Annotated in this window: 14 protein-coding genes and 5 pseudogenes; 13 read left to right on the forward strand and 6 right to left on the reverse strand. The window is 70.5% G+C overall.

Annotated elements, in window-relative coordinates:
• Positions 1-9: 9 nt before the first annotated feature.
• The 5 genes and pseudogenes from ABGB05_RS33800 to ABGB05_RS33820 all read left to right on the forward strand — a co-directional run.
• Entirely contained in the window at positions 10-4,137 is a 4,128-nt protein-coding gene (locus ABGB05_RS33800) for a TIGR02680 family protein (RefSeq protein WP_347658037.1), read from the forward strand.
• Positions 4,134-5,420, forward strand: coding sequence for a TIGR02679 family protein (locus tag ABGB05_RS33805; protein ID WP_347658038.1), 1,287 nt, complete (start codon positions 4,134-4,136; stop codon positions 5,418-5,420). The genes ABGB05_RS33800 and ABGB05_RS33805 overlap by 4 nt, the downstream gene beginning before the upstream one ends.
• A gap of 267 nt (positions 5,421-5,687) precedes the next feature.
• A complete protein-coding gene (locus tag ABGB05_RS33810) occupies positions 5,688-6,254 on the forward strand; it encodes a hypothetical protein (protein WP_347658039.1) in 567 nt (188 codons plus the stop codon).
• 2 nt (positions 6,255-6,256) lie between these two features.
• Positions 6,257-6,607 (forward strand): annotated as a pseudogene (locus ABGB05_RS33815) (nucleotidyl transferase AbiEii/AbiGii toxin family protein); the annotation flags it as partial.
• Positions 6,608-6,635: 28 nt separating this feature from the next.
• Positions 6,636-7,705 (forward strand): annotated as a pseudogene (locus ABGB05_RS33820) (ISL3 family transposase); the annotation flags it as partial.
• A gap of 139 nt (positions 7,706-7,844) precedes the next feature.
• Here the strand turns inward: ABGB05_RS33820 and ABGB05_RS33825 are convergent.
• Positions 7,845-8,105, reverse strand: a pseudogene (locus tag ABGB05_RS33825) (carbohydrate ABC transporter substrate-binding protein); the annotation flags it as partial.
• Between the two features lie 420 nt (positions 8,106-8,525).
• Between ABGB05_RS33825 and ABGB05_RS33830 the strand changes: the two are divergent.
• Both ABGB05_RS33830 and ABGB05_RS33835 read left to right on the forward strand, forming a co-directional pair.
• A complete protein-coding gene (locus ABGB05_RS33830) occupies positions 8,526-9,467 on the forward strand; it encodes an ATP-binding cassette domain-containing protein (RefSeq protein ID WP_347658040.1) in 942 nt (313 codons plus the stop codon).
• Between the two features lie 23 nt (positions 9,468-9,490).
• Positions 9,491-10,213: an ABC transporter permease gene (locus tag ABGB05_RS33835; protein ID WP_347658051.1), complete on the forward strand. Its 723-nt coding sequence runs from the start codon at positions 9,491-9,493 to the stop codon at positions 10,211-10,213.
• Here ABGB05_RS33835 and ABGB05_RS33840 read toward each other — a convergent pair.
• Complete coding sequence (locus tag ABGB05_RS33840) at positions 10,197-13,331, reverse strand: BTAD domain-containing putative transcriptional regulator (protein WP_347658041.1); 3,135 nt, start codon at positions 13,329-13,331, stop codon at positions 10,197-10,199. The two genes, ABGB05_RS33835 and ABGB05_RS33840, sit on opposite strands and share 17 nt — an antisense overlap.
• Before the next feature lie 26 nt (positions 13,332-13,357).
• Between ABGB05_RS33840 and ABGB05_RS33845 the strand changes: the two genes are divergently transcribed.
• The 3 genes from ABGB05_RS33845 (at position 13,358) to ABGB05_RS33855 (ending at position 17,357) form a co-directional block, all read left to right on the forward strand.
• Entirely contained in the window at positions 13,358-14,260 is a 903-nt protein-coding gene (locus tag ABGB05_RS33845; protein WP_347658042.1) for a CPBP family intramembrane glutamic endopeptidase, read from the forward strand.
• A gap of 492 nt (positions 14,261-14,752) precedes the next feature.
• A complete protein-coding gene (locus tag ABGB05_RS33850; RefSeq protein WP_347658043.1) occupies positions 14,753-14,902 on the forward strand; it encodes a hypothetical protein in 150 nt (49 codons plus the stop codon).
• Between the two features lie 217 nt (positions 14,903-15,119).
• The gene (locus tag ABGB05_RS33855; protein WP_347658044.1) at positions 15,120-17,357 is read left to right on the forward strand and encodes a UvrD-helicase domain-containing protein; all 2,238 of its coding nucleotides are present in this window, start codon (positions 15,120-15,122) and stop codon (positions 17,355-17,357) included.
• A 317-nt stretch (positions 17,358-17,674) separates the two neighbouring features.
• On the opposite strand, the pseudogene ABGB05_RS33860 reads toward ABGB05_RS33855, so the two are convergent.
• Both ABGB05_RS33860 and ABGB05_RS33865 read right to left on the reverse strand, forming a co-directional pair.
• Positions 17,675-18,150: pseudogene (locus tag ABGB05_RS33860) on the reverse strand (hypothetical protein).
• 312 nt (positions 18,151-18,462) lie between these two features.
• Positions 18,463-18,732, reverse strand: coding sequence for a hypothetical protein (locus tag ABGB05_RS33865; RefSeq protein ID WP_347658045.1), 270 nt, complete (start codon positions 18,730-18,732; stop codon positions 18,463-18,465).
• Positions 18,733-18,848: 116 nt separating this feature from the next.
• On the opposite strand from ABGB05_RS33865, the gene ABGB05_RS33870 reads away from it, so the two are divergent.
• A complete protein-coding gene (locus ABGB05_RS33870) occupies positions 18,849-19,709 on the forward strand; it encodes an aldo/keto reductase (RefSeq protein WP_347658046.1) in 861 nt (286 codons plus the stop codon).
• Positions 19,710-20,175: 466 nt separating this feature from the next.
• Positions 20,176-22,674, forward strand: a complete 2,499-nt coding sequence (locus tag ABGB05_RS33875; protein WP_347658047.1) for a DUF4132 domain-containing protein — start codon at positions 20,176-20,178, stop codon at positions 22,672-22,674.
• 82 nt (positions 22,675-22,756) lie between these two features.
• On the opposite strand, the gene ABGB05_RS33880 is transcribed toward ABGB05_RS33875, so the two are convergent.
• Entirely contained in the window at positions 22,757-23,698 is a 942-nt protein-coding gene (locus ABGB05_RS33880) for a hypothetical protein (RefSeq protein WP_347658048.1), read from the reverse strand.
• Positions 23,699-24,486: 788 nt separating this feature from the next.
• On the opposite strand from ABGB05_RS33880, the gene ABGB05_RS33885 reads away from it, so the two are divergent.
• Positions 24,487-25,104 carry a hypothetical protein gene (locus tag ABGB05_RS33885; RefSeq protein ID WP_347658049.1) on the forward strand — a complete coding sequence of 206 codons (618 nt, stop codon included), beginning with the start codon at positions 24,487-24,489 and terminating at the stop codon, positions 25,102-25,104.
• A gap of 75 nt (positions 25,105-25,179) precedes the next feature.
• Here ABGB05_RS33885 and ABGB05_RS33890 read toward each other — a convergent pair.
• A pseudogene (locus ABGB05_RS33890) lies at positions 25,180-25,435 on the reverse strand (hypothetical protein); the annotation flags it as partial.

Consider the following 25,435-nt stretch of genomic DNA (forward strand, 5'->3'; position numbering starts at 1 on the left):
AAGTCGATCGTGATCGAACAACGCGCCGTCCGCCGGTTCGCCCCCACCCGGGCCGGGATCATCAACCTGTGGGACTACCGGGACGAGGAGTTCAGCTTCGTCGACGGGTGGCTGGTGCTGCGCGGGCCCAACGGATCCGGCAAGACCAAGGCGCTGGAGGTGCTGTTCCCGTTCGTCCTCGACGGGCGGATCGAACCGCGCCGGCTCAACCCGTTCGCCAGCGAGGACCGGACTATGAAGTCGAACCTGCTCTACCGGGGGCAGGAGGTCACCCACGCGTACGTGTGGATGGAGTTCGGCGACGGCGACCAGTACGTGACCGTCGGCATCGGGTTGCGGGCACACCGGCACGTCGACCGGGTCACCCGCTGGCACTTCGTGGTCGACGGCCGGGTCGGGGTGGACTTCTCCCTGCTGGACGCCGACGACCGGCCACTGACCCGCCGCGATCTGATCGACCGGCTGGGCGCCGAGGCGGTGCGGGACTCGGCCGAGGACTACCGGCAGCTCGTCGACGCCCGGCTGTTCGGCCTCGGCCCGGCCCGCTTCGAGCAACTGCTGGACCTGGTACTGACCCTGCGCAAGCCGCAACTGGCAAAGGACCTCAACCCGGTCGAGCTGTCCCGCACGCTGCAACGGGGGCTGCGCCCGGTCGAGGACCACCTGCTGGTGGAGGCCGCTCGCTCCTTCGACGACATGGAGGCGGTCGCCCGTACCCTCGAAGGGCTGGTGGCGGCGGACGGCGCCACCGCCGCGTTCCTGACGGTCTACTCCACCTATCTGCGGACCCACGCGCGGGCCGCCGCCGACGCCCTGACCGCCCGCCGCGACGCGGTCGCCACGCGGTCCAACGCACTCGACGACGCCCGTCACGCGGCCGGCGCGGCGGCCGAGGCGGAGTCCGCGGCGGGTGAGCGGCTGCGGGCCGTGGAGGGCGAACCCGGACGGCTGCGCGCCCACCTGGACAGCCTGAAGGCCTCGGCGGCATACCAGTCCCACGAGCAACTCGCCGACCTGCAACGGCACGTGCACGACCTGGCCGAGGCGGCCGGACGGGCCGACGAGGCGGTCGTCGCCGAGGAGAGCGCGGTGGCGCGGCGGCGTACCGAATCGGAACGGGCGACGGTCGCGGCCCGGGACACGCGGACGGCGGCCGACCGGCTCGCCGCCGATCTCCTGCTCGACGCGGAGGCGGCCGGAATCGCCTGGAGCGTCGACGACGTCGCCGCGGACGACCTGGCGGCCCGGATCACCGCGCGGGCCGCCGCCCGCCGCGACGACGTGCGCGCCGTCCGCGCGCAGGTGACGCGGCACGACCAGGCCGACCGGGACCACGCCCGGGCCGCCGCCGACGCGGCCGGCGCCACGGCTGCCGCCGCCGACGCCGAGCAGGCCGAGCGGCGCGCCGAGGACGCCGTCACGCAGGCCCGCGCTCATCTGCGCGCCCAGATCGAGCAGTGGGCGCAGGGCAACGCCGGGCTGCTGGCCGACGTCGCGCGCCCGGACCTCGCCGCCGGGCTGAGCGCCGCCGTGGACACCACCGGCGAGCCGGGCGCGCGCACCCTGCGCGAGGTGTACGCCGACGCGACGGCCACCGTGGTGACCCAGCGGCGGGACCGGCTCGCGGCGCTGGCGGCCCAGCGGGCGGCGCTGGCCGACCGGCGGGCCGAGGTGGCCGCCGAACGGGACCGGATCGCCGCCGAGCACGACGACGCGCCACCCGCCCCGGTGACCCGGCCCGCACCACGCGCCGGCCGGCCCGGCGCACCGCTGTGGCGGCTGGTCCGTTTCGCCGACGGGGTGAGCGGCGCGGACGCAGCGGCGGTCGAGGCGGCGCTGCACGCGGCCGGGCTGCTGGACGCCTGGCTGCACCCCGACCCCGGGACCGCGACGGCCGCGCTGGCCGGCGACGACCTCGACGGCTACCTGCTGCCGCTGCCGCCGCACCGGCGGCCCACCGGGGTCACCCTCGCCGACGTGCTGGCCCCCGAAGAACAGGACGACGTGCCCGCCGCGCGGATCACCGAGGTGCTCACCTCGGTGGCGCTGGCCGACGTGACCACGCCCGACACCTCGCCGGTCACCATCGGCGTCGACGGCCGGTACGCCCAGGGCATCGCCGCCGGCCGGTTCGCCAAGACCTCCTGCGAGTACATCGGCGCGACCGCCCGGGCCGCCCGCCGCGCCGCCCGGGTCGCCGAGTGCGACCGGCTGCTCGCTGTCATCGACGCCGACCTCGACGCGGTGGACCGCGACCGCGCGTCCGTCGAGGCGCTGCTGGCGGCGGTGGACGCGGCCGCCGCGCACCTGCCGGCATCCGCGCCGGTCCACACGGCGCTGCGCGAGCTGGACCGGGACGCCGCGACGCTACGCGCCCGGCAGGAGGCCAGCGAGGCCGCCGCCGCCCGCCTCGACCAGGCCCTGGCCGAGCGGGCCGCCGCCGCGGCCGCACTGCGCCGGAGCGCGGCGGAGCGGTCGCTGCCGGTCGACCGGCTCGACGACACCGCCGAAGCGGTGAGCCGCTTCGAGAAACGAGGGGTACGCCTGGAGGGCACGCGAACCGCCGCCGTGCGTGCCGCCGAGCAGGAGGACCAGGCCCGGCAGCGCCACGACGAGGCAGTCGACCGGTTCTCCGCCGCGGCGGAGACCGCACGCACCGCTCGCGCGCGGCACCAGGAGAAGGCGGAGGCGTACCGCACGTTGCGCGACAGCGTGGGCGCCGACGCGGAGCAGGTGCTGGCCGACGTGGCCCGGACCGCCGACGCCATCATCGGGGCGGAGCAGGCCGTCGAGCAGGCCCGCACCCAACTCGGCGCCGCCCGGGAACGGCGGGTCGCCGCGCTGACCCGGGTGGAGCTGGGCGAGCAGGCCCTGGTCGCCGCCGTCGCCGAGGCGCAGCACGACGCCCAGCGGCTGCGCCCGTACGCCCAACCGGACCTGCTGGGCCTGTTGCGCTGCCCCGCCGACCTGCGCTGGCCGGCGCTGACCCCGGACGACGAGCTGCATCCGCAGGTGGCAGCCCTGCACGAGGCGATTCTCGCCGCCACCCGGGAGCTGAGCCCCACCGAGACGTCGCTGAAGCAGAGCGCCACCCGGCTCACCACCGCGCTGACCGAGCTGCAGGCGCAGCTACCCGCCGCGGGCCTCGACCACCGGCCCGAGTGGGCCACCGACGACGGGGTGATCGTGGTCCGGGTCGCCGACGAGCAGGGCCTCACTCCCGTCGCCCACTTCGCCGACCGGATCGCCCGCGAGCGTCGTGGCCAGGAGCAACTGCTGACCGACTCCGAGCAGCGGGTGCTGGAGGACGCCCTGCTCGGGCAACTCGCCCGGCAGATCCACCACCGGACCATCGAGGCCCGCGACCTGGTGGCGGCGATGGACGGCCAGATGCGTGCCCGCCGGATGTCTTCGGGGCTCACCGTGGGCGTCGGCTGGCGGCTCGCCGACGACCTCGACGCCGAGCAACGCGACGTCTGCAAACTGCTCGAACGCGACCCGGCCCGGCTCGGGCCGGCCCAGCTCACCGCCATGCGTCGGCACTTCGCCGCCCGGATCAAGACGGCGCGGGCCGCCGCGCCCGAACGGCCCTACCGGGAACTGCTCGGCGACGTCCTCGACTACCGGCAGTGGCGCGCGTTCGCGTTCACCCTGCACCGGCCCGGCGGCGGCACCGAGGCACTGACCCGGGCCCGACACAGCCAACTCTCCGGCGGCGAGCAGTCGGTCTCCCTACACCTGCCGCTGTTCGCCGCCGCCAACGCGCTGTTCGGCTCGGCCCGACCCGACGCACCCCGGCTGCTCGGCCTCGACGAGGCATTCGCCGGCGTGGACGACACCGGACGGGGTGAGCTGATGGCGCTGGCGAAACAGTTCGACCTGGACCTGTTCATGACCGGCTACGACCTCTGGGCCACCCACCCGGCGGTCAGCGGCGCCGCCCACTACGACCTGTCGCACTCCGCCGTGGAACACGCCGTGTCGACCGTGCTGCTGGTCTGGGACGGGTCGACCAACATCGCCGACTTCGACGGAACCCTGGCCCGCGCCCTCGGCTCCCCGGAGACCCGCCGCGCCCCCGGTGTTCGCGACGAACCCGAGCGGGCCGGCGTGCTGCTCGACCTCACCCACGAATGACCGACGATCGCGGCGAACCGCCGTCGGACCGGGCCGCCGCACACCCGTCGCTCATGCCGACCGGGTGGGATCGGCCGAGCGGTCCGGCGGATCTCGTGGATCAGCCCGGCTGGCGGCGGTTGCTGGCGGCCGCCCGGCGCAGCCTGGAACGCACCGGTGGCCGGCTCGACACCACCGTGACGCTCTCCACTCCCACCGACGACGAGCGCCTGGTGGTCATCGGCATCACCGGCACCCACCGCTCCGCAGCGGCGGCCCGCCTCAGTGTCCGCCTGACCGACGTGGACGAGCACCTGCGCGCGGCACACGCGACCGGCCTGGTCGAGGTGCTCACCGCAACGGCCCCGCTGCGCAACCTGCCGTCCGACCGGACACGCGAGACGGTGGCCCGCGACGCCGTCCTCGCTGTGGCCAACGACGGCCGGCACGCGAGCAGCCCCTGGTACGCCGAATGGCTCGACGGTTTGCGCCGCGACGGCGCCTTGACCCGCGTCGTCCGCGCCGGACTGCCGTTCGAGGATGTGGTCCGCGTCCTGGACGCGCTGCCCGCGGCCGACGAACCGATTCCGGTCTTCGCCGACCGGGTACTGGACGACACGAAGGCCCTCACCGACGGGCCACTGCGCGGGCTCGTCCTCCGTGCCGTCGCCGCCTGGCAGCAGACGGCGCTTCCGGTCGACGGCGAGCAGGAACGGGCGTTGTGGGAATCGGTCGGTCTGGTCCCGGACGACCTCGCCAGCCAGGTGCTGGTGCTCAACGCACCGGCCACCGGCGGGCTGGTCGGGCGGTGGCTGACGGAAGCCGCACAGGCAGGTGTGCCAATGCGGGTCACCCTGCACCAACTGCGCCTGGCACCGCTCACACTGAACTGCCACGAGGTATACGTCTGCGAGAACCCCGCCGTGCTGCGCGCGGCCACCACCGCGCTCGGGGCCCAGGCCCCGCCGCTGATCTGCACCGAAGGGGTGCCGTCGGTCGCCGTTCACACGCTGCTGCGTGCCGCTCGGGGAGCGGTGATCCGGTGGCGCAACGACTTCGACTGGACCGGCGTACGACTGACGGCGGCGGCTCTCCAGCTGTATCCGGGCGCGGTCCCGTGGCGGATGACCGCGGCTGACTACCTGCCGGCGGCGGGCACCGGCACGGCCCTGCTCGGCACGCCCACCCGGACGCCGTGGGACGAGTCGCTGGGCGAGGCGATGCGGCGCACGGGCCGAGCGGTGATGGAGGAACGGCTGCTCGACCTGCTGATCGCCGACCTACGCGTGACCGGAGCCGGGTAACGGCTGGCAGGAGTTGACCAACTTGCTGGATGCCGTAGGTCGAACGCCGCAGGCCCGCGTATCGAACACGGGTGTCGCCGCAAATTGAAAGGGCGCCTCCTCGCAGATCGAACGTGCACTGGCACTTGTTGAGTTGACCGGTCATCGACGAGGTTCGACTCGCTCCGGAACTGCTGCTTGCCATCAAGGCAGCCGTCGCGGTGATGACCCGCATCCGGACGACAGCGAAGCCAAGCACGCTTGGCCTAGCGTTGTAAGCTGACGGGCATGAGTCGGTTCTCCGAGGATGAGCTGCAGGCGGTCATCTCCCGGTACGAGGCGACGCGGGCGCAGGCGTTGACCGAACGGGACGAGCAGCTACGGGCGTTTCACGCCGCCGGCTGGCGACCGGTCGATCTGCAACGGGTCACCGGATACAGCCGGGAGACGATCCGCCAGGCACTGCGACCGGAGGTCCGGCGCGCGACAAACCTCAGCCGGCGCCGCACATCCCCCCAACCGCCGGCGGACTACCGACCCTACGGTGACCGGAAGCCCTACGTGGTGGCCGAAACCCTTGCCGCGCTGCACGGCCCGACTGACGGCACGGTGACGCTTCCGCGTCATCTCGACTGGTCCGGGCATGCCGAGTACGACCTGAACCGGCCCGCACGCCTGGCCAGCATGTACAAGGTGGTACTCACCGAAGCCAGCACGGCCGAGGACCTGAACACCTGGCTCGACGCTGACCTCCTCCGGCGACTCTGGCCCACCCTCTGGCTGCCACCCCAACTCCGCCAGCACTGGGAGGAAGCCTTCCCCGAACTCGCCGCCACCCGCAGCGACGCGGCATAGCGGTGGACCCCTTCCACGAACGCCTCGCCCGTAACGGGCTCGCGGCGGCCGACCGATACGGCTTCGCACTGGCCGGCGGCTACGCGGTTCAGGCCGCCGGACTTGTCGAACGACCCAGCGAGGACGTTGACCTGTTCACCGCCTGGGACCGCCGCCAAGAGTTCACCGCCGCGATCGCCGCCGTCGTGAACGCCTACCGAGACGACGGCCTGACCGTCGAAACCGAGCGCCAGTACGACACCTTCGCCCGGCTGGCCGTCACCGACGGTGTGCGGGCTTCCAAGGTCGAACTCGGCGTGGACTGGCGCGCCAACGAACCGATCCTCATGGCGATCGGACCCGTACTCCACCCCCCGCATTCCGCTGCCCAATGAGCGGACGCCTCGGGTGATCGGCGTAGACGATTTCGCTCTGCGCCGGCGGCACCGCTACGCCACCGTGGTGATCGACGCCGAGACCCATGAGCGGATCGACGTGCTACCCGACCGCACTGCCGACACCCTCGAAGCGTGGTTGCGCGCACATCGGGGCGTCGGGGTCGTATGCCGCGACGGCTCGACGACCTACGCCGAGGCCATCCGCCGTGCCCTGCCCGACGCGGTGCAGGTCGCAGACCGGTGGCACCTATGGCACAACCTCTGTGAAGCCGCCCTCAGCGAGGTGAAGGCGCACAGCACCTGTTGGGCCCCTGTCCTGGACGCACCCATCTACGACGGCCCCCGCGCGCAGACGACCCAGCAACGCTGGCACCAGGTCCATGACCTGCTCGACCAAGGCGTGGGCCTGCTGGAGTGCGCCCGCCGCCTGCAGTTGGCCCTGAACACCGTCAAGCGCTACGCGCGAGCCGACCGGCCCGAGCGGATGCTCCGCGTCCCCAAATACCGTGCCAGCCTCGTCGACCCCTATCGCGAACACCTACGCAAACGTCGAGCCGAGGACCCCGGCGTCGGCGTCAAGCACCTCTTCGAAGAGATCAAGACCCTCGGCTTCACCGGCTGCCTCAACCTCCTGCACAAGTACATCAACCAAGGCCGCGCGGACGCCGACCGCAGCCACATCTCCCCACGCCGCCTCGCCCGGATGATCCTCACCAGACCCGACAACCTCAGACCGAGCACCAAGATCTACTGGCACGGCTCACCGCAGCCTGCCCAGAGATGACCCAACTCGCCGCCGCTGTCGGACGCTTCGCCGAGCTCCTGACGCCTCAGCCCGGAAACACGGACCGGCTTTCGCACTGGATCCTGCAGGTCCGCGCGGGCGATCTACCTCACCTGCACGCCTTCACCCGCGGTCTGGAACGCGACCGCAACGCCGTGAACGCCGCGCTCACGCTCCCCTACAGCAACGGCCCCACCGAAGGCGTCAACACCAAGACCAAACGAATCGCACGTCAAATGCACGGACGAGCAGGCTTCACCCTGCTCCGCCACCGCATCCTCCTCGGATAACAGCACCCTCCGTCACCACCGAAAGTGAGACAGGGCCGTTGTTTTTACAGTCCCGCACCAGAACGCGGAACGGGCTGGTTTCCGGCAACGGAGACCAGCCTCGATCCGCCGCCAAGCCGCCGGGCGGGTTGACGGTCCATCAACTGGTCGGCCATGATGCCTCGATGTCGGCCAGGGTCGTTCCGGTGTCCTGTCCGTTGATCCACGCCGTCATGCCGCTCCAGAACGTTCCCGCGCCAACCTCCGACGGCATGAGGTCGGACGCGTCGAACCGGAACACCGCCCCCGGGTCCTGAAGTAGCGCCACCGACTGCTGGTCGATCGGGTTGACGACGTTCGTCACGTCCAGTTGCCGGTTCGCCGAAACCCAGTTGCCGAGCTTCGCCCGACTATTGGCGAAGTGCCACCGAACCGATCCTCATGGCGATCGGACCGGTACTCCACCCTGACGACGCGGTCGCCGGTTACCAGGCCGGCCTGGCCGATCCGTCCTGACCCACGCCCGATCCGCGCACCCACCGGGTCCGGGTACGCTGCCCTGCCCTGCCCAGACCAGGGCTGGGACCGGGACCGGTGCCCTATCCCCTGAGCCACGAGGGCGCGAGGGGGCGCAGCCTCGCGACCTGGGATTCCCTGGGCCGCAGGAACTGACCCGCGGTCACCCACGTCGCCCGTACCCCTGTTCGCCCAGCCCAGGACCAGCAGCATACGAATTCGGGTACGTCACCGGTGGTTGGCCGCGTGCCGGTGGAACGCCGTGTCGGTGGCCGTGTCAGGGCAGTGTCAGGGGGGTGACAGGCCAGCTGCCCATGGTGGTCGCATGACAAGTTCAGCGATCGCGGCCTCCGGGCTGCGGAAGGCGTACAAGGACAAGGTCGTGCTCGACGGCATCGACCTGGACGTCCGCGCGGGCACCATCTTCTCCCTGCTGGGTCCGAACGGGGCGGGCAAGACGACGACGGTGAACGTGTTGACCACGTTGGTGCGGGCCGACGGTGGCTCGGTGCGCGTCGCCGGGCACGACGTCGCGACCGAGGCGAAGGCGGTGCGGTCGGCGATCGGGGTCACCGGTCAGTTCGCGGCGGTGGACGAGTTGCTGACCGGGCGGGAGAACCTGCAGCTGATGGTGGACCTCAGCGGTCTGCGCACGAAGGACGGCAAACAGGTCATCGGTCAACTGCTGGGGCGGTTCGAACTGACCGAGTCGGCGGACAAGCCGGCGTCGACCTACTCGGGAGGCATGCGCCGGAAGCTGGATCTGGCGATGACGCTCGTCGGCGACCCGCGGATCATCTTCCTCGACGAGCCGACGACGGGGCTGGACCCGCGCAGCCGCCGCACGATGTGGTCGATCATCCGTGACCTGGTGGCGGATGGTGTGACCATCTTCCTCACCACCCAGTACCTCGAGGAAGCCGATCAGCTCGCCGACCGGATCGCGGTACTCGATCAGGGCCGGCTGGTCGCCCAGGGCACCCCCGACGACCTCAAGCGCCAGATCCCCGGGACGCACGTCCGGCTCCGGTTCGCCACCGTCGCCGAACTCGACGCTGCCGCGCGCGTCCTCAGCGACTCCACGCGGGACGACGAGGCACTGGCCTTGCGGGTTCCCGGCGACGGCGGGACGAAGTCGCTGCGGGCTCTGCTGGACCGGCTCGACGAGTACGCGATCAGCGCCGAAGAGCTCTCCGTACAGACCCCCGACCTCGATGACGTCTTCCTTGCCCTGACGGGCCGTACCACGGAGGTGGCCGCGCAGTGAGCAGCAAATCCCACTCGATCGTCATGTTGCGTCGCAACTTCCTGCACATCGCCCGGAATCCGACGTCGGTGTTCAACGCGGTCCTGATGCCGATCGTGCTCATGCTGATGTTCGTCTACATGTTCGGAGACGCGTTCAGCGTCGGTGTCGACTACATCGACTACGCGACACCGGGGCTCATGCTGCTGGCCGTCTGCTATGGGCTGGGGACGACCGCGACCGCAGTGAACTCCGACATGACGAAGGGCATCATCAACCGGTTCAAGGTCATGCACGTCTCTCGTGATGCCGTGCTGACCGGCCATGTCGTCGCCACTGTGCTGACCAACATGGTCGCCATCGCGGCCCTCCTCGGGGTGGCCTTCCTGCTCGGCTTCAACCCGTCGGCGGGTCTCCTCGACTGGCTCGGCGCGATCGGCGTCATTCTGCTGCTCAGCTTCGCGGCGAGCTGGCTCACCGTCGCCCTCGGGCTGTCGGCGAAATCTCCGGAAACGGCGGGCCTGGCCGCCGTACCGCTGATCATGCTGCCGTTCTTCAGCAGCGCGATCGTCCCCGCGGAGAAGATGGGAGTCGGACTCCGGCAGTTCGCGGAGTACCAGCCCTTCACCCCGATCATCGAAACCCTGCGCGGCCTCCTCAACGGCGCACCGTCCACCGGCACGGCGATCACCGCCATCGCCTGGTGTGTCGGCATCGCCCTCGTCGGATACCTGTGGGCGCGGTCCACGTTCACGAAGCGAGCGTGACCGCGGCCAATTGGCTCCAATCCGTCTCAGAGCCCTTTCGAGCCTCCTCGGCGAACGTCGCTTCGCCGAGGAGGCTTCGCACCGTCCGCTCGATCCGGGCCGCGTCGGGGTGGGAACGATCCGGCTGACCACGCACGGCGGCACTTGCCCCGAGCAGCCGCGCGGCCTGCTCGGGTTGGTCGCGACGCAGCGCCAGATCCGCGACCCCGACGAGCACCTGTGCGATCGTCGATGCGTAGCCAACCTCGAGCGCCGCCTCACACGCCGCCGCGCGATGCGTACGGGCCTCGCCGACGTCGGTGGCCAGGTAGCCCAGCAGGTCGTGGGTTCCTGCCCGGACACCCGCCTGCTGCGCCTCGTCGCCAAGCAGCGCCGTCATGACTCCGAGCTGCTCGTACGCCTCCTCGGCGTGGCCGCCCCAGCGCGCCAGCTCCGCTTTCGACAGCGCCAGTTCGGCGAGCGCGCCCGGCCACGTGACCCGTTGGGCGAGCCGTTGTGACTCGGCTATTGCCGCCGCGCTGGAAGCCTCGTCGCCCAGCAACCAGTAGAGCCGAGCCTGTCGGGATCGGACCCGGATGATCTCCTCGGCGGTGCCGACCTCGGTGACGACCGCGATTGCCTGTTCGTAGTACGCGCACGCGGTGGCGATATCGCCGCGCACGGCGAGTAGCTCCGCCAGCTCGGTCAGGGCGAACGAGATGCCGAACCGTTCACCGAGGGCCCGAAACTCGGCGAGTGCCTGCTCGAGATACCCGACCACATCCGGCCCGTCCTGGCCGAGCATGATCCGCATCTTGCCCAACTGAAGCCGGGCCAACGCGCGTACCCAGGGGTCCTCGTCGTCCAGCAGCGGTTCCCATGCCGCCAGGATCGCGTCCGGCGCCCGCAACATTCGTTCCAGCGGAACGACGAGCGACAGGCACGGGTGGCCGCGTCGACCGTGCCGGCTGAACCGGTATGCCTTGTGGATCCACTCGGCGGCGTGGTGTTCGTCGCCCAGCCCGGAGTTTACGAACAGCACCACGAGCGCGTACACCGTGGCCCGGATGCCGTCGGGCACCTCGCCGGGCGTTTCGATGGCCGCCGTCATCAGCTCCATGCCCTCGGTCCGGTAACCGCCGAGCCACCAGTACCAGCCGGCGCCGGCGGCCAGCCGCATCGCCGCATGCGCCTCACCCGCCGCGAGCGCACCGCGCATCGCGGCGGCGATGTTGTCGTGCTCGGCGTCGAGCCTGGCGAGCCAAGCCAACTGGTCGGCTCGGCGAAGCTGCGGCTCGGCAGTCTCGGCGAGGTCGGTGAAGTAGGCCAGATGCGCGTGACGCGCCAGGTCCGATTCCCCCGCCTCGGCAAGCCGGTGCCCGGCGTACTCCTTGATCGTGGCGAGCAGGCGGTAGCGCAACGCGCTGTCACCGTCCGCGATCAGCAGTGACCTCTCGGTCAATGCCGTGAGTATTTCGAGCACCTCCTCCTGCTGGATCGTGTCGTCCGCGCAGACCCGTTCCGCGGCTTCCAGGCTCGCCCCGCCGGCGAACACCGACAGCCTGCGCAGGACCGTCCGTTCGGCGTCGGTCAGCAGTTCCCAGCTCCAGTCGACCATCGCGCGCAGCGTTCGGTGCCGGGGCAACGCGGTACGGCTGCCGCCGGTCAGCAGCCGGAACCGGTCGTCGAGCCGGCTGGCGAGCTGGTCGACGGACATGGTGCGCAACCTGGCCGCGGCCAGTTCGATCGCCAGCGGCATCCCGTCCAGCGCACGGCAGACGCGCGCCAACGTCGACGACGTGTGGGCGTCGACCGCGAGATCTCTGCGCACCGCGTTCGCCCGCTCGCGCAGCAACCGCACGGCGGGAGAGGACTCGATTTCGGTGGGGCTGGCCTCCCGGGCCGGCAGGGCCAGCGGCGCGACCGGCCACAGCGCCTCGCCGATGATGCCGAGCGGTTCCCTGCTTGTCGCCAGGATCCGCAACCGCCGGCACTCCCCGAGCAGCCGGTGGGCGAACGTCGCCGCCGACTCGATCATGTGCTCGCAGTTGTCCAGGATCAGCAACATCGCCCGGCTCCGGATCGCCGTGACGAGCCGGTCGGTCAGTTCCGTGTTCGGTGCCTCGCCGAGCAAGGCGTCCCGGAGGCCGAGCGCCGCGAGGGTCGCCTGGGCCACGTCACCGTCGGCGCCGACGGCGGCGAGGTCCACCAGCCAGGCGCCGTCCGGTAGGTCGTCCAGCAGCCGGCGCGCGGTTTCCGTGGCTAGCCTGGTCTTCCCCGATCCGCCCGGCCCGATCAGGGTGGTGAGCCGGTGTTCGCCGGCGAGTGCGCCGACCGCCGCGACAGCTTCGTCCTGGCCGATGAAGCTGGTCAGCTCGGCCCGCAGATTGGTCTTCCGTTCCTCGCGCCGAACCACCTCACCCCGGAGCACGGCGACGTGCAGTGTCGAGAGCTCCGGTGCGGGATCGACGCCCAAGGCGTCCGCCAATGCCTCTCTCGCGCGCTCGTAGACCAGCAGCGCCTCGGTGTCACGACCCGTCCCGGCGAGGGCACGCATCAGCGCGGCGACCAGGCGTTCCCGCACCGGGTTCGCGGCCACCAGGTCGGTCAGCTCGGTAACCACCTCCGCGCCGTGGCCGAGGCTGACCTCCAGGTCGAACCGGTCCTCCAAGGCGGCCAGGCGTAGCCGGTCGAGCCGGGTGACCGCCGCATCGAACGCCGCGCTGTCGGTCAACCCGACGTCCTGCATGGCCGCACCGCGCCACAGGGCGAGCGCCTCACGCAGCCGTCCAACCGACTGCGGATCCTCGCCGTCGTGGGCCCGGTTGAGGAGGCGTTCGAACCGTACGGCGTCGACGGCGTCCGGCTCAACGGTCAACCGGTAGCCGTCCGGCTGCCCCTCGATCAACCCCTCCGGCAGCACCTTCCGCAGCCGGGAAACCAGACGTTGCAGGGCGTTCGCCGCGTCAGAGGGTGGCTGCTCACCCCAGACCCAGTCGACGAGCGCCGCCTTGGAAACCACGCGACCCGGGCTGAGCGCGAGCGCGACCAACAATCCACGCAACCGCGCACCCGTCACATTGACCGGGACGTCACCGTTCACGCGTACCTCGAACGGTCCCAACATCCTGATCTGCACCTGGCAGATCCTGCCACGGACCGTCCGTGGCCCTTCACCTGCGCCGGGTGACCTGGCAGGATCGTCGCGTCGCCGTGTCAGCGGCAGGACAGGGCGGTGACAGGAGGCGCGGCAATTCTCTGGCCATGCAGAGCATGTCGACCCTCACCGCCGCGCCGGAACGTGTCCGACCGAACCGCTTCGTCGAACTCCTGGTCGCCGACCGTCACTCGCTTCCGCTGTCCGTCGCGTTGCACCTCGCGCCCGGAGCACTGATCGTCGGCGCTTACGCGCTCCTGGCCGAACCGTTCGTCAAGGCGATCGGCTACCCGATCTTCCTGGCATGGGCGATCGCCTTGGTCGTCGTGCTCGTGCCGATACAGTTCGGCCTGTTGTGGCTGGGCCGAAAGCGCACCGGCCGCCTATCACTGCGCGGAGTCCTGGCCTACCTGGACAGGCCGATCTCCCGCGGGAAGATCATTGCCCTCATCGCCGGGCTGATCGTTTGGATGACGGTGGTGTCCCTGTCGCTCACCCCGCTGGACAGTCTCATCTTCGACAACTTCTTCACCTGGATCCCCTTCGAGGGCGCGGGCGGCAGCGCCACCACCTACATCGACGGGTACCCCCGGCCGATGCTGGTCACCACGATGCTGATCTGCCTTCCGCTGACCGGGTTCACCCTGCCGCTGATCGAGGAGTACTACTTCCGCGGGTTTCTGCTGCCCCGAATTGCCCACCTGCGCTGGGGGGCGCCCGTGCTCAACACTGTCCTGTTCTCCGTGTACCACTTCTGGTCGCCGTGGAGCGTACTGTCGAAGATCATCTTCTTGTTCCCGGCGGTCTGGCTCGTCTGGCGCAAGCAGGACCTTCGGGTGTCGATCGGCATGCACCCCGGTACGTGCCTACTCATGGCCACGGTGGGCACCCTCGCCCTGATCCTGGTGTAGAACTTGTTCGAGGTCGGGTTTGCGATGTCCGCATGTGCGCCCCTCTCCCTGCTGCTCGTGCCGGGGTCGACCGACACGAGCAGGCCGTAGTGCGGGAGCAGCCCGTCGACGTCGGTGGTGTAGACGTTGAGCCGGACGAGGTTCGCCTGGGGAATACCGACCGCGGCAAGCACGCCCGCCAGGTTGTCGGTGCTCAGCGACAGCTGTGCGGCCATGTCACCTTCGTGCTGCGGCACCTGGGACGAGAATGTGTGCCAGATCCAGCTTTTCAGGCGGAGCCGACAACTTCTCGCGCCATGAGCTGAAGCCGGCCGAGCCGACAGCGACGTCTTGCCCGGCCGTCCCTCATCGTCACGTCACAACTGGGCGTCGCTACGCACGTCGTCTATCAACTGGCCGGTGTGGCAGCGGCCCGCGAGCACGATCAGCCGGACATGCTGCCCGTGTTCCTCTATCAAGCAAGGTCTGGACGCGGGGCCGCATGGTGCGTGGGTGGACCTCGCCGACACCAAGGGCTTCAACGCGGCCAGCACCTCGGCCCGGTCCTCCGACCCGGCCGACGACCAGTCGCCGGTCAGGTCCCGTCGGCGGGCGGCCAGGAAGCCGGCAGTACGCCCCGGGGCGGCCGGCGCAGCAGGGTGACGGGTCTCGCGGCAGCGCACGCCTGGGACAGCCACTCCAGGACGGTGATCGAGTCCGCCGCCGAGCAGTGCCACCGTCAGCATTCAGATCAGATGAGGGCCGACCGTCAATAGGCGAATCCAGGTTTAGTGAGGCCACAAGCGACCCAAATCTGCAAGGCATTGAGACTCCCATCTCGGCAGGCGAAGTTCCTGGCCGACGGGGAGAAACCAACTCTATGCTTGCCACCGAATACCTGCGGCTCATCCGGGCCGGGGGAAAGCACCAATACAAGGAATTGCGGATGCGCCGGGATTCTGCTCTGAACAACGGCACTGCCGGCATCGACCAAGTAACACGAAACGGCGAACCGCCAACCCGTACCACGGAGGACGTCGCACACCGATCCGCGGTCGCCGAGGAACAGGGCTTTCTCGACCTGGCCACGGCTCGGCGCGACCGGCTTGCCGACCACCTTCAGGCCGAGCTTTCGTCAGACGCCCTGAACGCGTTGGAACGGGCCCGGCAGCGCATGCTCCGCCAGCAGTACGAAGAGCTACGGCGCGCACGGGAGGGGCTGGTCTTCGGCCGCCTCGACGGCCTTGATGGCACCGTGCGACACATAGGCCGTGTCGGTCTCCGCAACGAGGGCGAGGACAGTGAGCCACTGCTGGTGGACTGGCGCGCTCCCGCAGCCCGGCCGTTCTACACCGCGACGGCTGTCGACCCACAAGGCCAGGCACGGCGGCGTCACATACGCACGACAGGATCGGCTGTCGTCGGCGTGGACGACGAACCACTGGACGGGACCATGACGACGGACCTGGTCGGTGAAGGCGCTTTGCTGGCCGCCCTCGACCAGCGGCGCACCGGCCACATGTCGACGGCGATCTCCACGCTGCAGCGCGAGCAGGACGACATCATCCGGGCCGAGGCGACCGGCCCGCTGATCGTTCAGGGCGGCCCCGGCACCGGCAAGACGGTGGTTGCCCTGCACCGCGTCGCCTACCTGCTGTTCGCCCACCCGAAGATGGCCGAGCAGGCGGTCCTGGTCCTCGGCCCCTCGCCGCGGTTCCTCCGGTACATCGCCCAGGTGCTGCCCGCCCTCGGCGAGACCGCCGTCGTCTCGGCGACCTGCGACACCCTGCTGCCCGGGATCCGCGTGGGCCGCGACGAGAGCCGGGTTCTCGCCGAAATCAAGGGCCGTGCACTCTGGCAACCCGCGCTCGAAAACTATGTCACGTCGCTGCTCCCCCGGCCCCGCGCGCTGAAGCTGCGCTGGGAGGGCGAGTTCTACGTCATCACGGCCGCATCAGTGGCACAGGCTCTCGCCTCGGCGGTGCAGGGACGCCCGTACCACCGCGCCCGCGCGGCGTTCGCCGAGCAGCTGCACCACCTCCTTGCCGAGGCCGTCGTCGAGCAGCGTGAGGCGCTGATGAACGAGATGGAGGAGGGCTTCGAGGACATCCTCGCCCGCGTCGACCGGAGCATGCGGCAAGACCACCACCCTGACAGGGCACCCATCGGCATCGACGTCGACGGATTGCTCTCCGAGGAGGAGGTGGAAGACCTTCGTCACCGTATCGCCGGGAACGCCACCATCGCCCGGTTCGTCGAGGCATGGTGGCCCACCCTCGACGCCGAAACCGTACTGCGTGACCTCCTGACCGACCGCGCCCTGCTGGGCCGGTTCGCCCCGCGGCTGTCCCCGCAGGAGATCACCGCCGTCTCGGCCGAACCCGCGCTGTGGGCATCGAGCGACATACCGCTGCTCGACGCCCTCGCCGACCTACTGGGCGAGGTCGACGCCCCGCAACCACAGGGCGAGTTCGTCGCCGACCACGCTCGCCGGCAACGCGGCTGGGTGTACGGCCACGTCGTCATCGACGAAGCGCAAGAGTTGTCCGAGATGCAGTGGCACATGGTCCTACGGCGCTGTCCCAGTCGCTCCATCACGGCCGTCGGCGACATCGACCAGGCGGAGGCGGCACACCGGCACGCCAGTTGGGCACAGGCGGTGCAGGCCGCTTTCGGAGACCGCTGGACCGCCGCGGAACTCACCATCTGCTACCGGACCCCGCGTGAGGTCATGGACCTCACCGGACCCGTCCTGAAAACGGCTGGCAGCCACAACACGCCGCCACGGGCGGTACGCTCCTCCACCATCGCCCCCTGGGAGCTCACGGTCACGCCCGTCGAGCTTGCCGACACCGTCGCCCGAACCGTGCGACAGCTGCAGCAACGGTGGCAGGGTGGCACCGTCGGCGTCATCGCCCCCGCCGGCCGCATCGCCGAACTCCAAGCCGTACTGGACGATGTGTCGGTGCTCACCGCGACCCAGGCCAAGGGACTGGAATGGGACGCGACGCTTCTCATCGACCCCCAGGGCATCGCCGCCGAACCGCGCGGCTGGAACCGCCTCTACGTCGCGCTCACCCGATGCACCCAGGAACTCGGACAGCTGATACTCACGTAGCAAACGTCGCCTTCTGGGACAACTCCTCCGGATGTTGGGCGTGTCCTCAACACGTGAGGACCCGCTCTGGACGTCAGAAGAGATGAACAGCCGCCGGAGAACGGCGATCGGGAAAGGTGGGTGCCGAGCCCCGCACAGCGTGGGCGCGACTGGTGGAGGCGCTGGTGGCCGAGCGCGCCCCGACCGGCCGGTACGGTCGGGGCGGCTGTGTATCCGCTGGCCCTCCTTGCCGAGGATGGCCGGAACCTGCCCTGGACGAGCGAGCGACCTCCTGGCCGACCGCATCTACCGTCTGTTGCCGGCCTGGCCGCCCGGGCTCACCTCAGGTGCCGGGCGAAGAACCGGTTCCCGGCGTCCCCCTCGAACAGCGGGACCCCGGTGTGCCCGCCCATGTTCGCGTGCAACGTCTTCTCCTTGGAGCCGAAGGCGTCGAACAGGTCCAGAGCCATCTGCCGGTCGTTTCCCTCGTCGTCCCACTGTCGTCAACCGGATCGCCGGCCTCCAGCGCCCGGTGCAGGTCGGCGCGGGCCTGCTCGGCGACGGCGGAACGGGGCCGTTCGCCGCTGCCGGGAAGTTCGATTGTGGCCACGGCGAAGCCCTCCGCCGCGGAGTGCCGGGCCCGGGCCACCAGTCGGGGGTACATCCTGTGCAGTCCGCCGGGGTGGCCGAGCAGGATCAGCGGAGCCGGTGTGGATGCGAGGCCGGGCGTCCACAGGATGCCGGGAATCTCGCCGAGGGTGAATCCACGCTCGAGGACGCCGTCGTCGAGGCGCTGTTCGGTGGTGAATCGCATGGTCGTGCCTTTCGGGAGTGCTCGTGAACGGCGCTCCCGGACGACCTACCGCCCGACCGTGACCCCAGAGGGGAGCACCCATGTCGATACGGTCACGGGTACCACCTCCTCGTTCTCTCCGCACGGCCTCCACGACGAACTCGACCAGCACGGCGGCTCAGCCGCCTGAGTACCGCCGCCCACCAGGCGGTGCGAACGCCGGCACGTCCCCCTGGCCAGGCGGCGTCGGGCGCCAGAAGCGGGCGCGGCCGTCAACCAGCCAGGGCAACCGCCGGCGGGGGCAGCGCGGTCGCGCCGACGGGTCCTGCGAGCTCAGTCGCTCTCGTCCACGAACCTGTAGTAGCTCATCCGGAAGCGCTGCAGCAGGGCACGCATGAAATCCGGGCCGGCCTGCGGCGGTACCCGTCCCGAGCCGACCGGAACGCCGTTGTCGTAGAAGTCCCGCGCCAGTGTTCCCCACTCCGGGTCGTGGATATCCAGCGACACCGCCTGGCCCGGCTGCCAGCGAAACTCGGCCACCCGCCGACTCCTGCGCCGGGCGGACGTGTACAACGCCACCCGGGTAGGTGCCCGCTCGGTCATGCCTGACCTCCTCGCCCAGCCCGAGGTCGCGTTAGCCTGTCGGCCAACGCGGGCCGGATGGCTGGTCCCGGCGATAGTGTGAACTGATCGTTCGGTTCACCTGCGCAGGAGACGATATGGCAGACGTATCCGCAACCCCCAGCGGCACATTCCAGCTCGGCGGGGACCTGCCGGTGACCCGGCTCGGATTCGGTGCCATGCGCCTCACCGGCGAGGGGATCTGGGGCGACCCACGTGATTCAGACGAGGCGGTACGGGTCCTGCGCCGGGCCGTGGAACTCGGCGTCAACTTCATCGACACCGCCGACGCGTACGGGCCGTTCACCGCCGACCTGTTGATCCACAAGGCGCTGCACCCGTACCCGTCCGAGCTGGTCATCGCCACCAAGGTCGGGTTCACCCGGCAGGGGCCCGGGGTCTGGACCCCGGTGGGCCGGCCGGAGTACCTGCGCCAGCAGGTCGAGCTCAACCTGCGGCACCTCGGGCTGGACCGGATCGACCTGCTCCAACTCCACCGGATCGACCCGAAGGTGCCGCTGGAGGACCAGCTCGGCGAGCTGCGCGCCCTCCAGGACGAGGGCAAGATCCGGCACGTCGGTCTGAGCCAGGTGTCGGTCGCCGAGGTGCAGGCCGCTGCGACGATCACCCCGATCGTGTCGGTGCAGAACCGGTACAACGTGACCGAACGCGACGACGACACGCTGCTGGACCACAGCGAACAGCACGGCATCGCCTTCATCCCGTGGGGTCCGCTGGGCAGTGGGCCACTCGCCCGCGAGGGGGGACCGCTGGAGCGGATCGCCGCCGCCCACCACGCCACCGCCGCCCAGCTCGCGCTCGCCTGGCTGCTGCGACGGTCGCCGGTGATGCTGCCGATTCCCGGTACGTCCACCGTCGCCCACCTGGAGGAGAACGTCGGTGCGGCCGGTATCGACCTCACCGACGCCGAGTTCGACACCCTCGCCGGCGCGGCCTGATCGGGCGGAACCGGCGATCGCCCTCCTGTGGCTGCGGGGCGGTCGAACGGGGCGAGGCCCGGCCGGGCGTGGACGCGGAGACCGCGACCGACGTACTGTCCGGCCCGCTCGTCTTTCGGCTGTCGACCCGGCACCAGTCGTTGACCGGGGCCGAGGCCGACCGCCTCGCCACCGCGGCGCTGGACGGGCTCCTGGTACGGTACCTCGCCGAGGAGCGCGCCGACCGATCCAGGTGGTTGCACTGCCCTGCGTTCTTCGGTGCCGATGCGCTGTCGGGGGGCCGCCCTAGACTGCGGCGTCATGGTGATGGCGAGCTTTGTCGATGAGACGACCTGTGGGCCCGGTGCGGCGGCGTGGCAGCGGAAAGCTTCGGGCAGCGGCCGCCGCGGTGCGGGACAGTCCGTCGCCGCGTCCTTCCGGAGGTCACGCCGGTCACTGTCCGTACGCTCGTGCCGCTGGTTGGTCGATGATGCCTACGCTCTCTCCTGAGCGCGAGCGCGCCGAGCGGATGGCGGCGCTCGCCCGTGTCGGCGACGTCGAGGCCCTCGCCGACGAGGTGCTGGCGTACACGTCCGTCTATACCGGACAGTGGCGCCACGAGAGCCGGGACGTGACCGAGGCCCTCCGGCTCGTCGCGCCCGAGCGCAAGCCCGAACTGCTGATGGCGATCCTCGAACGCTCGTGCCGGGTCACCGACGCCGAGCAGCGCCGGGTCACCAACGATCTGCTGCAGATCCTGGTCCAGCCGTACAGCAAGATCAGGACACCGGACTCGGCCGCGGTGGCGCTCGCCTTCGCCGCCCGGCACACCACCTATTTCGGTGGCGACGAGCTGCGGCGGATGGTCGAACTCCTGCTCGGCGCCGGCCGGCCGGTGCCGTTGGAGGTTGTCGCCATGATGCGCCGCACCGTCGCGCACGGCTACTGGGGCTCGGCGGATGCGCTCGCCCCGTTGCTGGACAAGCTCGACGTACCGGTGCTCAACCCCGGCGAGGCGTGGGCCGACCGTGCCCTGGCCGACGCCGCGTCGCTCGACCCTGCCGAGGCCGGCCGATGGCACGAGCTGTTCCGGCACGCGGCGACCGCGACGAGCGCCAAGCCGTCGCGGAAGTGGGAGACGACCGGCCGGAAACTACTCGACGAGCTGACCGATCCCGGCGACCGGCTGCGGACCTGGCTCGCCCTGGTCGGGCGTCCGCGCACCGTCACCCTCAACCGCACCCAGTGGGAACACGACGTCAACGAGGCGTACGACCAGTACAACGCGACGACGCTGCGGGGACTCGTCTGGCTCACCTCGTTCCTGCCCGACCACCCCGAGACCCCGCGGGTGCTCGGGGCGCTTGTCGAGACGTCGCTGCGCAAGATCGCCGGGCTCGGCCCGCGCAACCCGAAGGTCGCGAACGCCGGCGTGTACGCGCTGTCGCGCATCCCGGCCGAGGAGGCGCTCGCCCAGATCGCCCGGCTCGCCGCCCGGGTCACCTTCAAGGGCACCCTGAAGGAGCTGAACGCGGCCCTCGACGCCCGCGCGGCGGCGCTGCACCTGACCCGGGACGAGATCGAGGAACTGGCCGTCCCGGCGTACGGGCTGACCGAGGTCGGCCGGCGTGTCGACCACTTCGGCGAGGCCTCGGCAACCCTGGACGTCACCTCGGGCACGGTTACGGTTACCTGGCGCAACGGCGCCGGGAAGATCGTCAAGTCGGTTCCCGCCTCGGTGCGGTCCGGATTCGCCGAGCAGCTCGCCGAGTTCAGAGCCGCCGTCAAGGACATCGAGAAGATGCTGTCGGCCCAGGCGGAACGTCTCGACCGCCAGTTCCTCGCCCGACGGGTCTGGCCGTTCGAGGCCTGGCGCACCCGCTACCTCGACCACCCCCTGGTCGGCACGCTGGCCCGCCGGTTGATCTGGCTGGTCGACGACGTGCCGTGCGCGTACGGGGACGGCGTTCTGCGTACCAGCGAGGACAAGGAGATCGTCACCGGCGGGACCGTACGGCTGTGGCACCCGATCGACCGTCCGGTGGACGAGGTGCTTGCCTGGCGTGCGTGGCTGGAAGCCAGACGCGTGACGCAGCCGTTCAAGCAGGCGCACCGCGAGGTCTATCTGCTGACCGCCGCCGAGGAGAACACCGGGACCTATTCCAACCGGTACGCGGCGCACATTCTGCGTCAGCACCAGTTCCACGCGCTGGCGGCGGTCCGGGGCTGGCGCAACAAGCTGCGGCTGATGGTCGACGACGAGTACGAGCCGGCCACCCGCGTGCTGACGCAGTGGGGGCTGCGGGCGGAGTTCTGGATCGAGGGTGTCGGCGACGACTGGGAGGCCGACGCCACCGAGTCGGGAGCGTATCTGCGGATCGCCACCGACCAGGTCCGGTTCTATCCGATCACGGCACCCGACAACTACGCGCACGCCGGTGGCGGCGGCTACGAGCAGTGGGTGCACCAGGATGCCCGGCCGACCGACCCGCTGCCGCTGGCCGAGATCCCACCGCTGGTGCTCAGCGAGGTCCTCCGGGACGTCGACCTGTTCGTCGGCGTCGCCAGCGTCGGCAACGACCCGACCTGGCAGGACGGCGGTCCCGGCGGACGGTTCCGCGAGTACTGGGCGTCGTACAGTTTCGGCGAACTCAGCGGTACCGCGCAGACCCGCAAGGAGATGCTCGAACGTCTCGTCCCCCGGCTGGCCATCGCCGACCGGGCCACGGTCGAGGGCCGGTTCCTCGTCGTCCGAGGCGAGCTCCGCACCTACAAGATCCATCTAGGTTCGAGCAACATCCTGATGAGCCCGAACGACCAGTACCTCTGCATCGTGCCGAAGCAGTCGGCCGGCGCCTCGACCGGGGAGATCTTCCTTCCGTTCGAGGGCGACCGGGTGCTCGCCGTCATCCTCAGCAAGGCACTCATGCTGGCGAAGGACACCCAGATCACCGATCCCACGATCGTCCAGCAGCTGCGGCGCTGACCCGGCCACCTCGTCGCAGCGCCACCCCGGCCTGCGGTGGGCAGCCGGTGAGCGGGGCCGGACCCGCTCTACCGAACGCCTGTCACCCGATCACCGGGTAGCTGCTCGACCCCAGGGCGCCGCCGGGCCACGGGCCGATCGCCACGGAGTCGTTCACCACCGACGGCGCGACTCCCGGCTGGGTCTCCCGGTCCGTACCGGTCCTGCCATCGAGGACGACGGGTCCGTTGTCGGTCCTTCCGTAGACGACGCCGTGCCAGGTTCCGGTCACGATGGGAACGAGACGCCCGCCGCCCGTCGTGATCGACCACAGCCAGGAGCCGGTCTGCGCGTCAAGCGCGCCCACCCAGTCGCCGCCGGAACAGACCGCGATGGCCTGCTCGTCGTACACACAGTCCAACGGGCTGGGGGCTCGCGCATCGGGCTTGTCCTCGGTGACGGTCACCACCCGTCCCGTCGCGATTTCCACAACCTCGACGTAGCGCTTCCCGTCCTGGTCGGCGCGTCCCCGGACCACCGCCTTGGACGGACCCGCCGCGAATACGTCGACCGAGAACGCGACACGCGGCGACGCCCATCGCTGCCGGCCGGTCCGCGCGTCGATCCCGCGGACCTGGACCTTCGGCGTCTGCCCGGCGCCGGGTTGCTGCCCCGCGACCACTCCGGCCGCCACGGCCCGCCCCGCGAACCCACGCATGCTCCACAGCACCTTGCGGCTGCCCAGATCCAGCGCGTACGTGTCGCCGCCGCGCGCCGACAGTGACGAGTCCGCGATGCGAACGATCCCCACCCCGTCGGCCACACCCACGAACGAGACCTCAACGCCGTTCGAGCTGCCGTTCTCGGGCCACCCCTCGATCGGTATCTCGGCGCGCCAGTCAGCCTTTCCGCTCTCCGGGTCGATCGCCACGACCTCGACCAGCGGACGGCCCGGCGTCGTGCCCTGTCCCGGTGACTCGCCGACGAACGGCGCGAGCACGGTTGGCCGGCCTCCGACGGACGTCAGTGCCGGCGACGCGATCACCGTACCGATCTTCGGCAGCGGGTGGGTCGGCTTGATCACCTCCCGAACCGTGTTGGTACGGAGGTCGACCAGGCGGATCTCCTCTCCGGAGGACGCCGTCGGTTTGCTGCCGTGGATCGGAACGACCGCCGTGGTGCCGTGTAGCAGCACCTCGGCCGCGTCCGTGGAGACCTCCAGCGGCGTGACGGCCGCGGCATCGAAGCGGGTCGGCGGGTCGAAGGACTTGAGGTCGACCGGCGGCCTCGACGTGGAGGTGCTGATGGGGTCCACCGGTTCGATCGACGGGAACGAACACCCACCAGTCGCCGCTGTCAGCAGCAGCACGACTCCTGCGATCGTCCACGTCGGCGCCTGTTTGGCAGCATCCACGTTCGGCAACGTAGCAGGCCCGGTCACGTCGAGCAGACCCTCGCCGATGCGGCCGGGCCCCGGACGGACCGGTGGAGTGCCGGGACCTCCTCGGCGCAGCCGGTTTGTCGTATCGCCTAGCAGCGGCGCAGTCGAGTCGATCCCGACAACCCGACAACACCGGCAGTGCGCGCAGTGGCTCTGGTGGTAGATCGCTCGGCGACGGCGGCCCCGTCGCAGGTCGGCACATCCGGAAGCTGGGTGGAGAGGGTTCGAGGACAGACGGCAGTTAAGGAACATTTAGGGATTTACACAAATCTGCCCGGAGTTCACCCACGTATCCATCGGCGGCCGCAACAGGCAGCAGACGACCCGAGGGAGCAGTGTTTATGTACAGGCGAGGCAGGACGACCAGCCGGACTCGGAAGATCTTCCTCGGCGTGGCCGCGACAGCCCTGCTCGGCGGCGCGTTGGTGGTCGGGACCGGGCTCGGCAACGCGGGTGAGAACTGCAACGGCCTGGACACCGCGCTCCGGAACAACCTGAACTTCATCGCCGACCAGCAGGCCAACCCGGACGTGCTCTCCGAGGAGCGGATCGCCAACCGACGGGCCGTGGTCGACCTCATCCAGCAGCGCCGGGCCGTCGCCGGCTGCACCGCCGACGTACGGGCGGACGCGCCCGCCGCGCCGGCGTCCGGTCCGGGCGCGCAGCCGCCGAAGGCACCGTCCGACCCGCCCTCCGAGTCGGCCGACGAGGGCGCGAACGGCGGCGATTCGAACGACGACAGCGGCTCGGACGGGGCCGGCGCAGTCGTCTGCAAGGGCTCGACGGTCACCCTGTTCAACGAGGAAGCCGGGCCTGCCGCGTCCAGCGGCACGTTCCCGATCGGCACCCGACTGAGGGTCACGAACCTGGACAACAACAAGACCGTCACGGTCACGGTGACGAGCCCGTCCGGAAGCTGCGTCCTGCTCAACAACGCGGCGTTCGAGCAGGTACGGGAGCCGGGCAAGTTCCTGATCCGGCGCCCGCTCGTCGAGCGGGTGGGCGGCTGACGGCCTGGTCGTCTGGTCAGGGCCGTCGTCAGGCACCTCCTTGAGGGGTACGACGTAACGTGTCGCCCGGCGGCCTCACCGTCGTCGGGCGGCCTCCACCTCGGCGACCGCCGCCCGCATGTGGTCGGCAAGCTCCGCCAGGAAAGCAGCCGCTCCCACGTCAGTGGGATCGTCGTCGAGCGGCCAGTTACCCCTCCAGATCACTGAGTCTTTTCCAAGCTGATCTTGCAGCTCAGGGTGGGTGCGGCGGGCCCGGAGATCGATGAGGGCGAGGCTCCAGGTAAGACAGCAGTCGACCAAGATCCGATGCCCCGACCGGGAGCCTCGCCTG

The sequence above is a fragment of the Plantactinospora sp. B5E13 genome, assembly GCF_039871775.1.
Taxonomy (GTDB): Bacteria; Actinomycetota; Actinomycetes; order Mycobacteriales; family Micromonosporaceae; genus Plantactinospora.

Excerpts from the sequence above, each read along its gene's own strand:
- ABGB05_RS33805 (WP_347658038.1), top strand. The coding sequence starts at position 4,134 with ATGACCGACGATCGCGGCGAACCGCCGTCGGACCGGGCCGCCGCACAC.
- ABGB05_RS33810 (WP_347658039.1), top strand. The coding sequence starts at position 5,688 with ATGAGTCGGTTCTCCGAGGATGAGCTGCAGGCGGTCATCTCCCGGTAC.
- ABGB05_RS33830 (WP_347658040.1), top strand. The coding sequence starts at position 8,526 with ATGACAAGTTCAGCGATCGCGGCCTCCGGGCTGCGGAAGGCGTACAAG.
- ABGB05_RS33835 (WP_347658051.1), top strand. The coding sequence starts at position 9,491 with ATGTTGCGTCGCAACTTCCTGCACATCGCCCGGAATCCGACGTCGGTG.
- ABGB05_RS33855 (WP_347658044.1), top strand. The coding sequence starts at position 15,120 with ATGCTTGCCACCGAATACCTGCGGCTCATCCGGGCCGGGGGAAAGCAC.
- ABGB05_RS33865 (WP_347658045.1), bottom strand. The coding sequence starts at position 18,732 with ATGACCGAGCGGGCACCTACCCGGGTGGCGTTGTACACGTCCGCCCGG.
- ABGB05_RS33870 (WP_347658046.1), top strand. The coding sequence starts at position 18,849 with ATGGCAGACGTATCCGCAACCCCCAGCGGCACATTCCAGCTCGGCGGG.
- ABGB05_RS33875 (WP_347658047.1), top strand. The coding sequence starts at position 20,176 with ATGATGCCTACGCTCTCTCCTGAGCGCGAGCGCGCCGAGCGGATGGCG.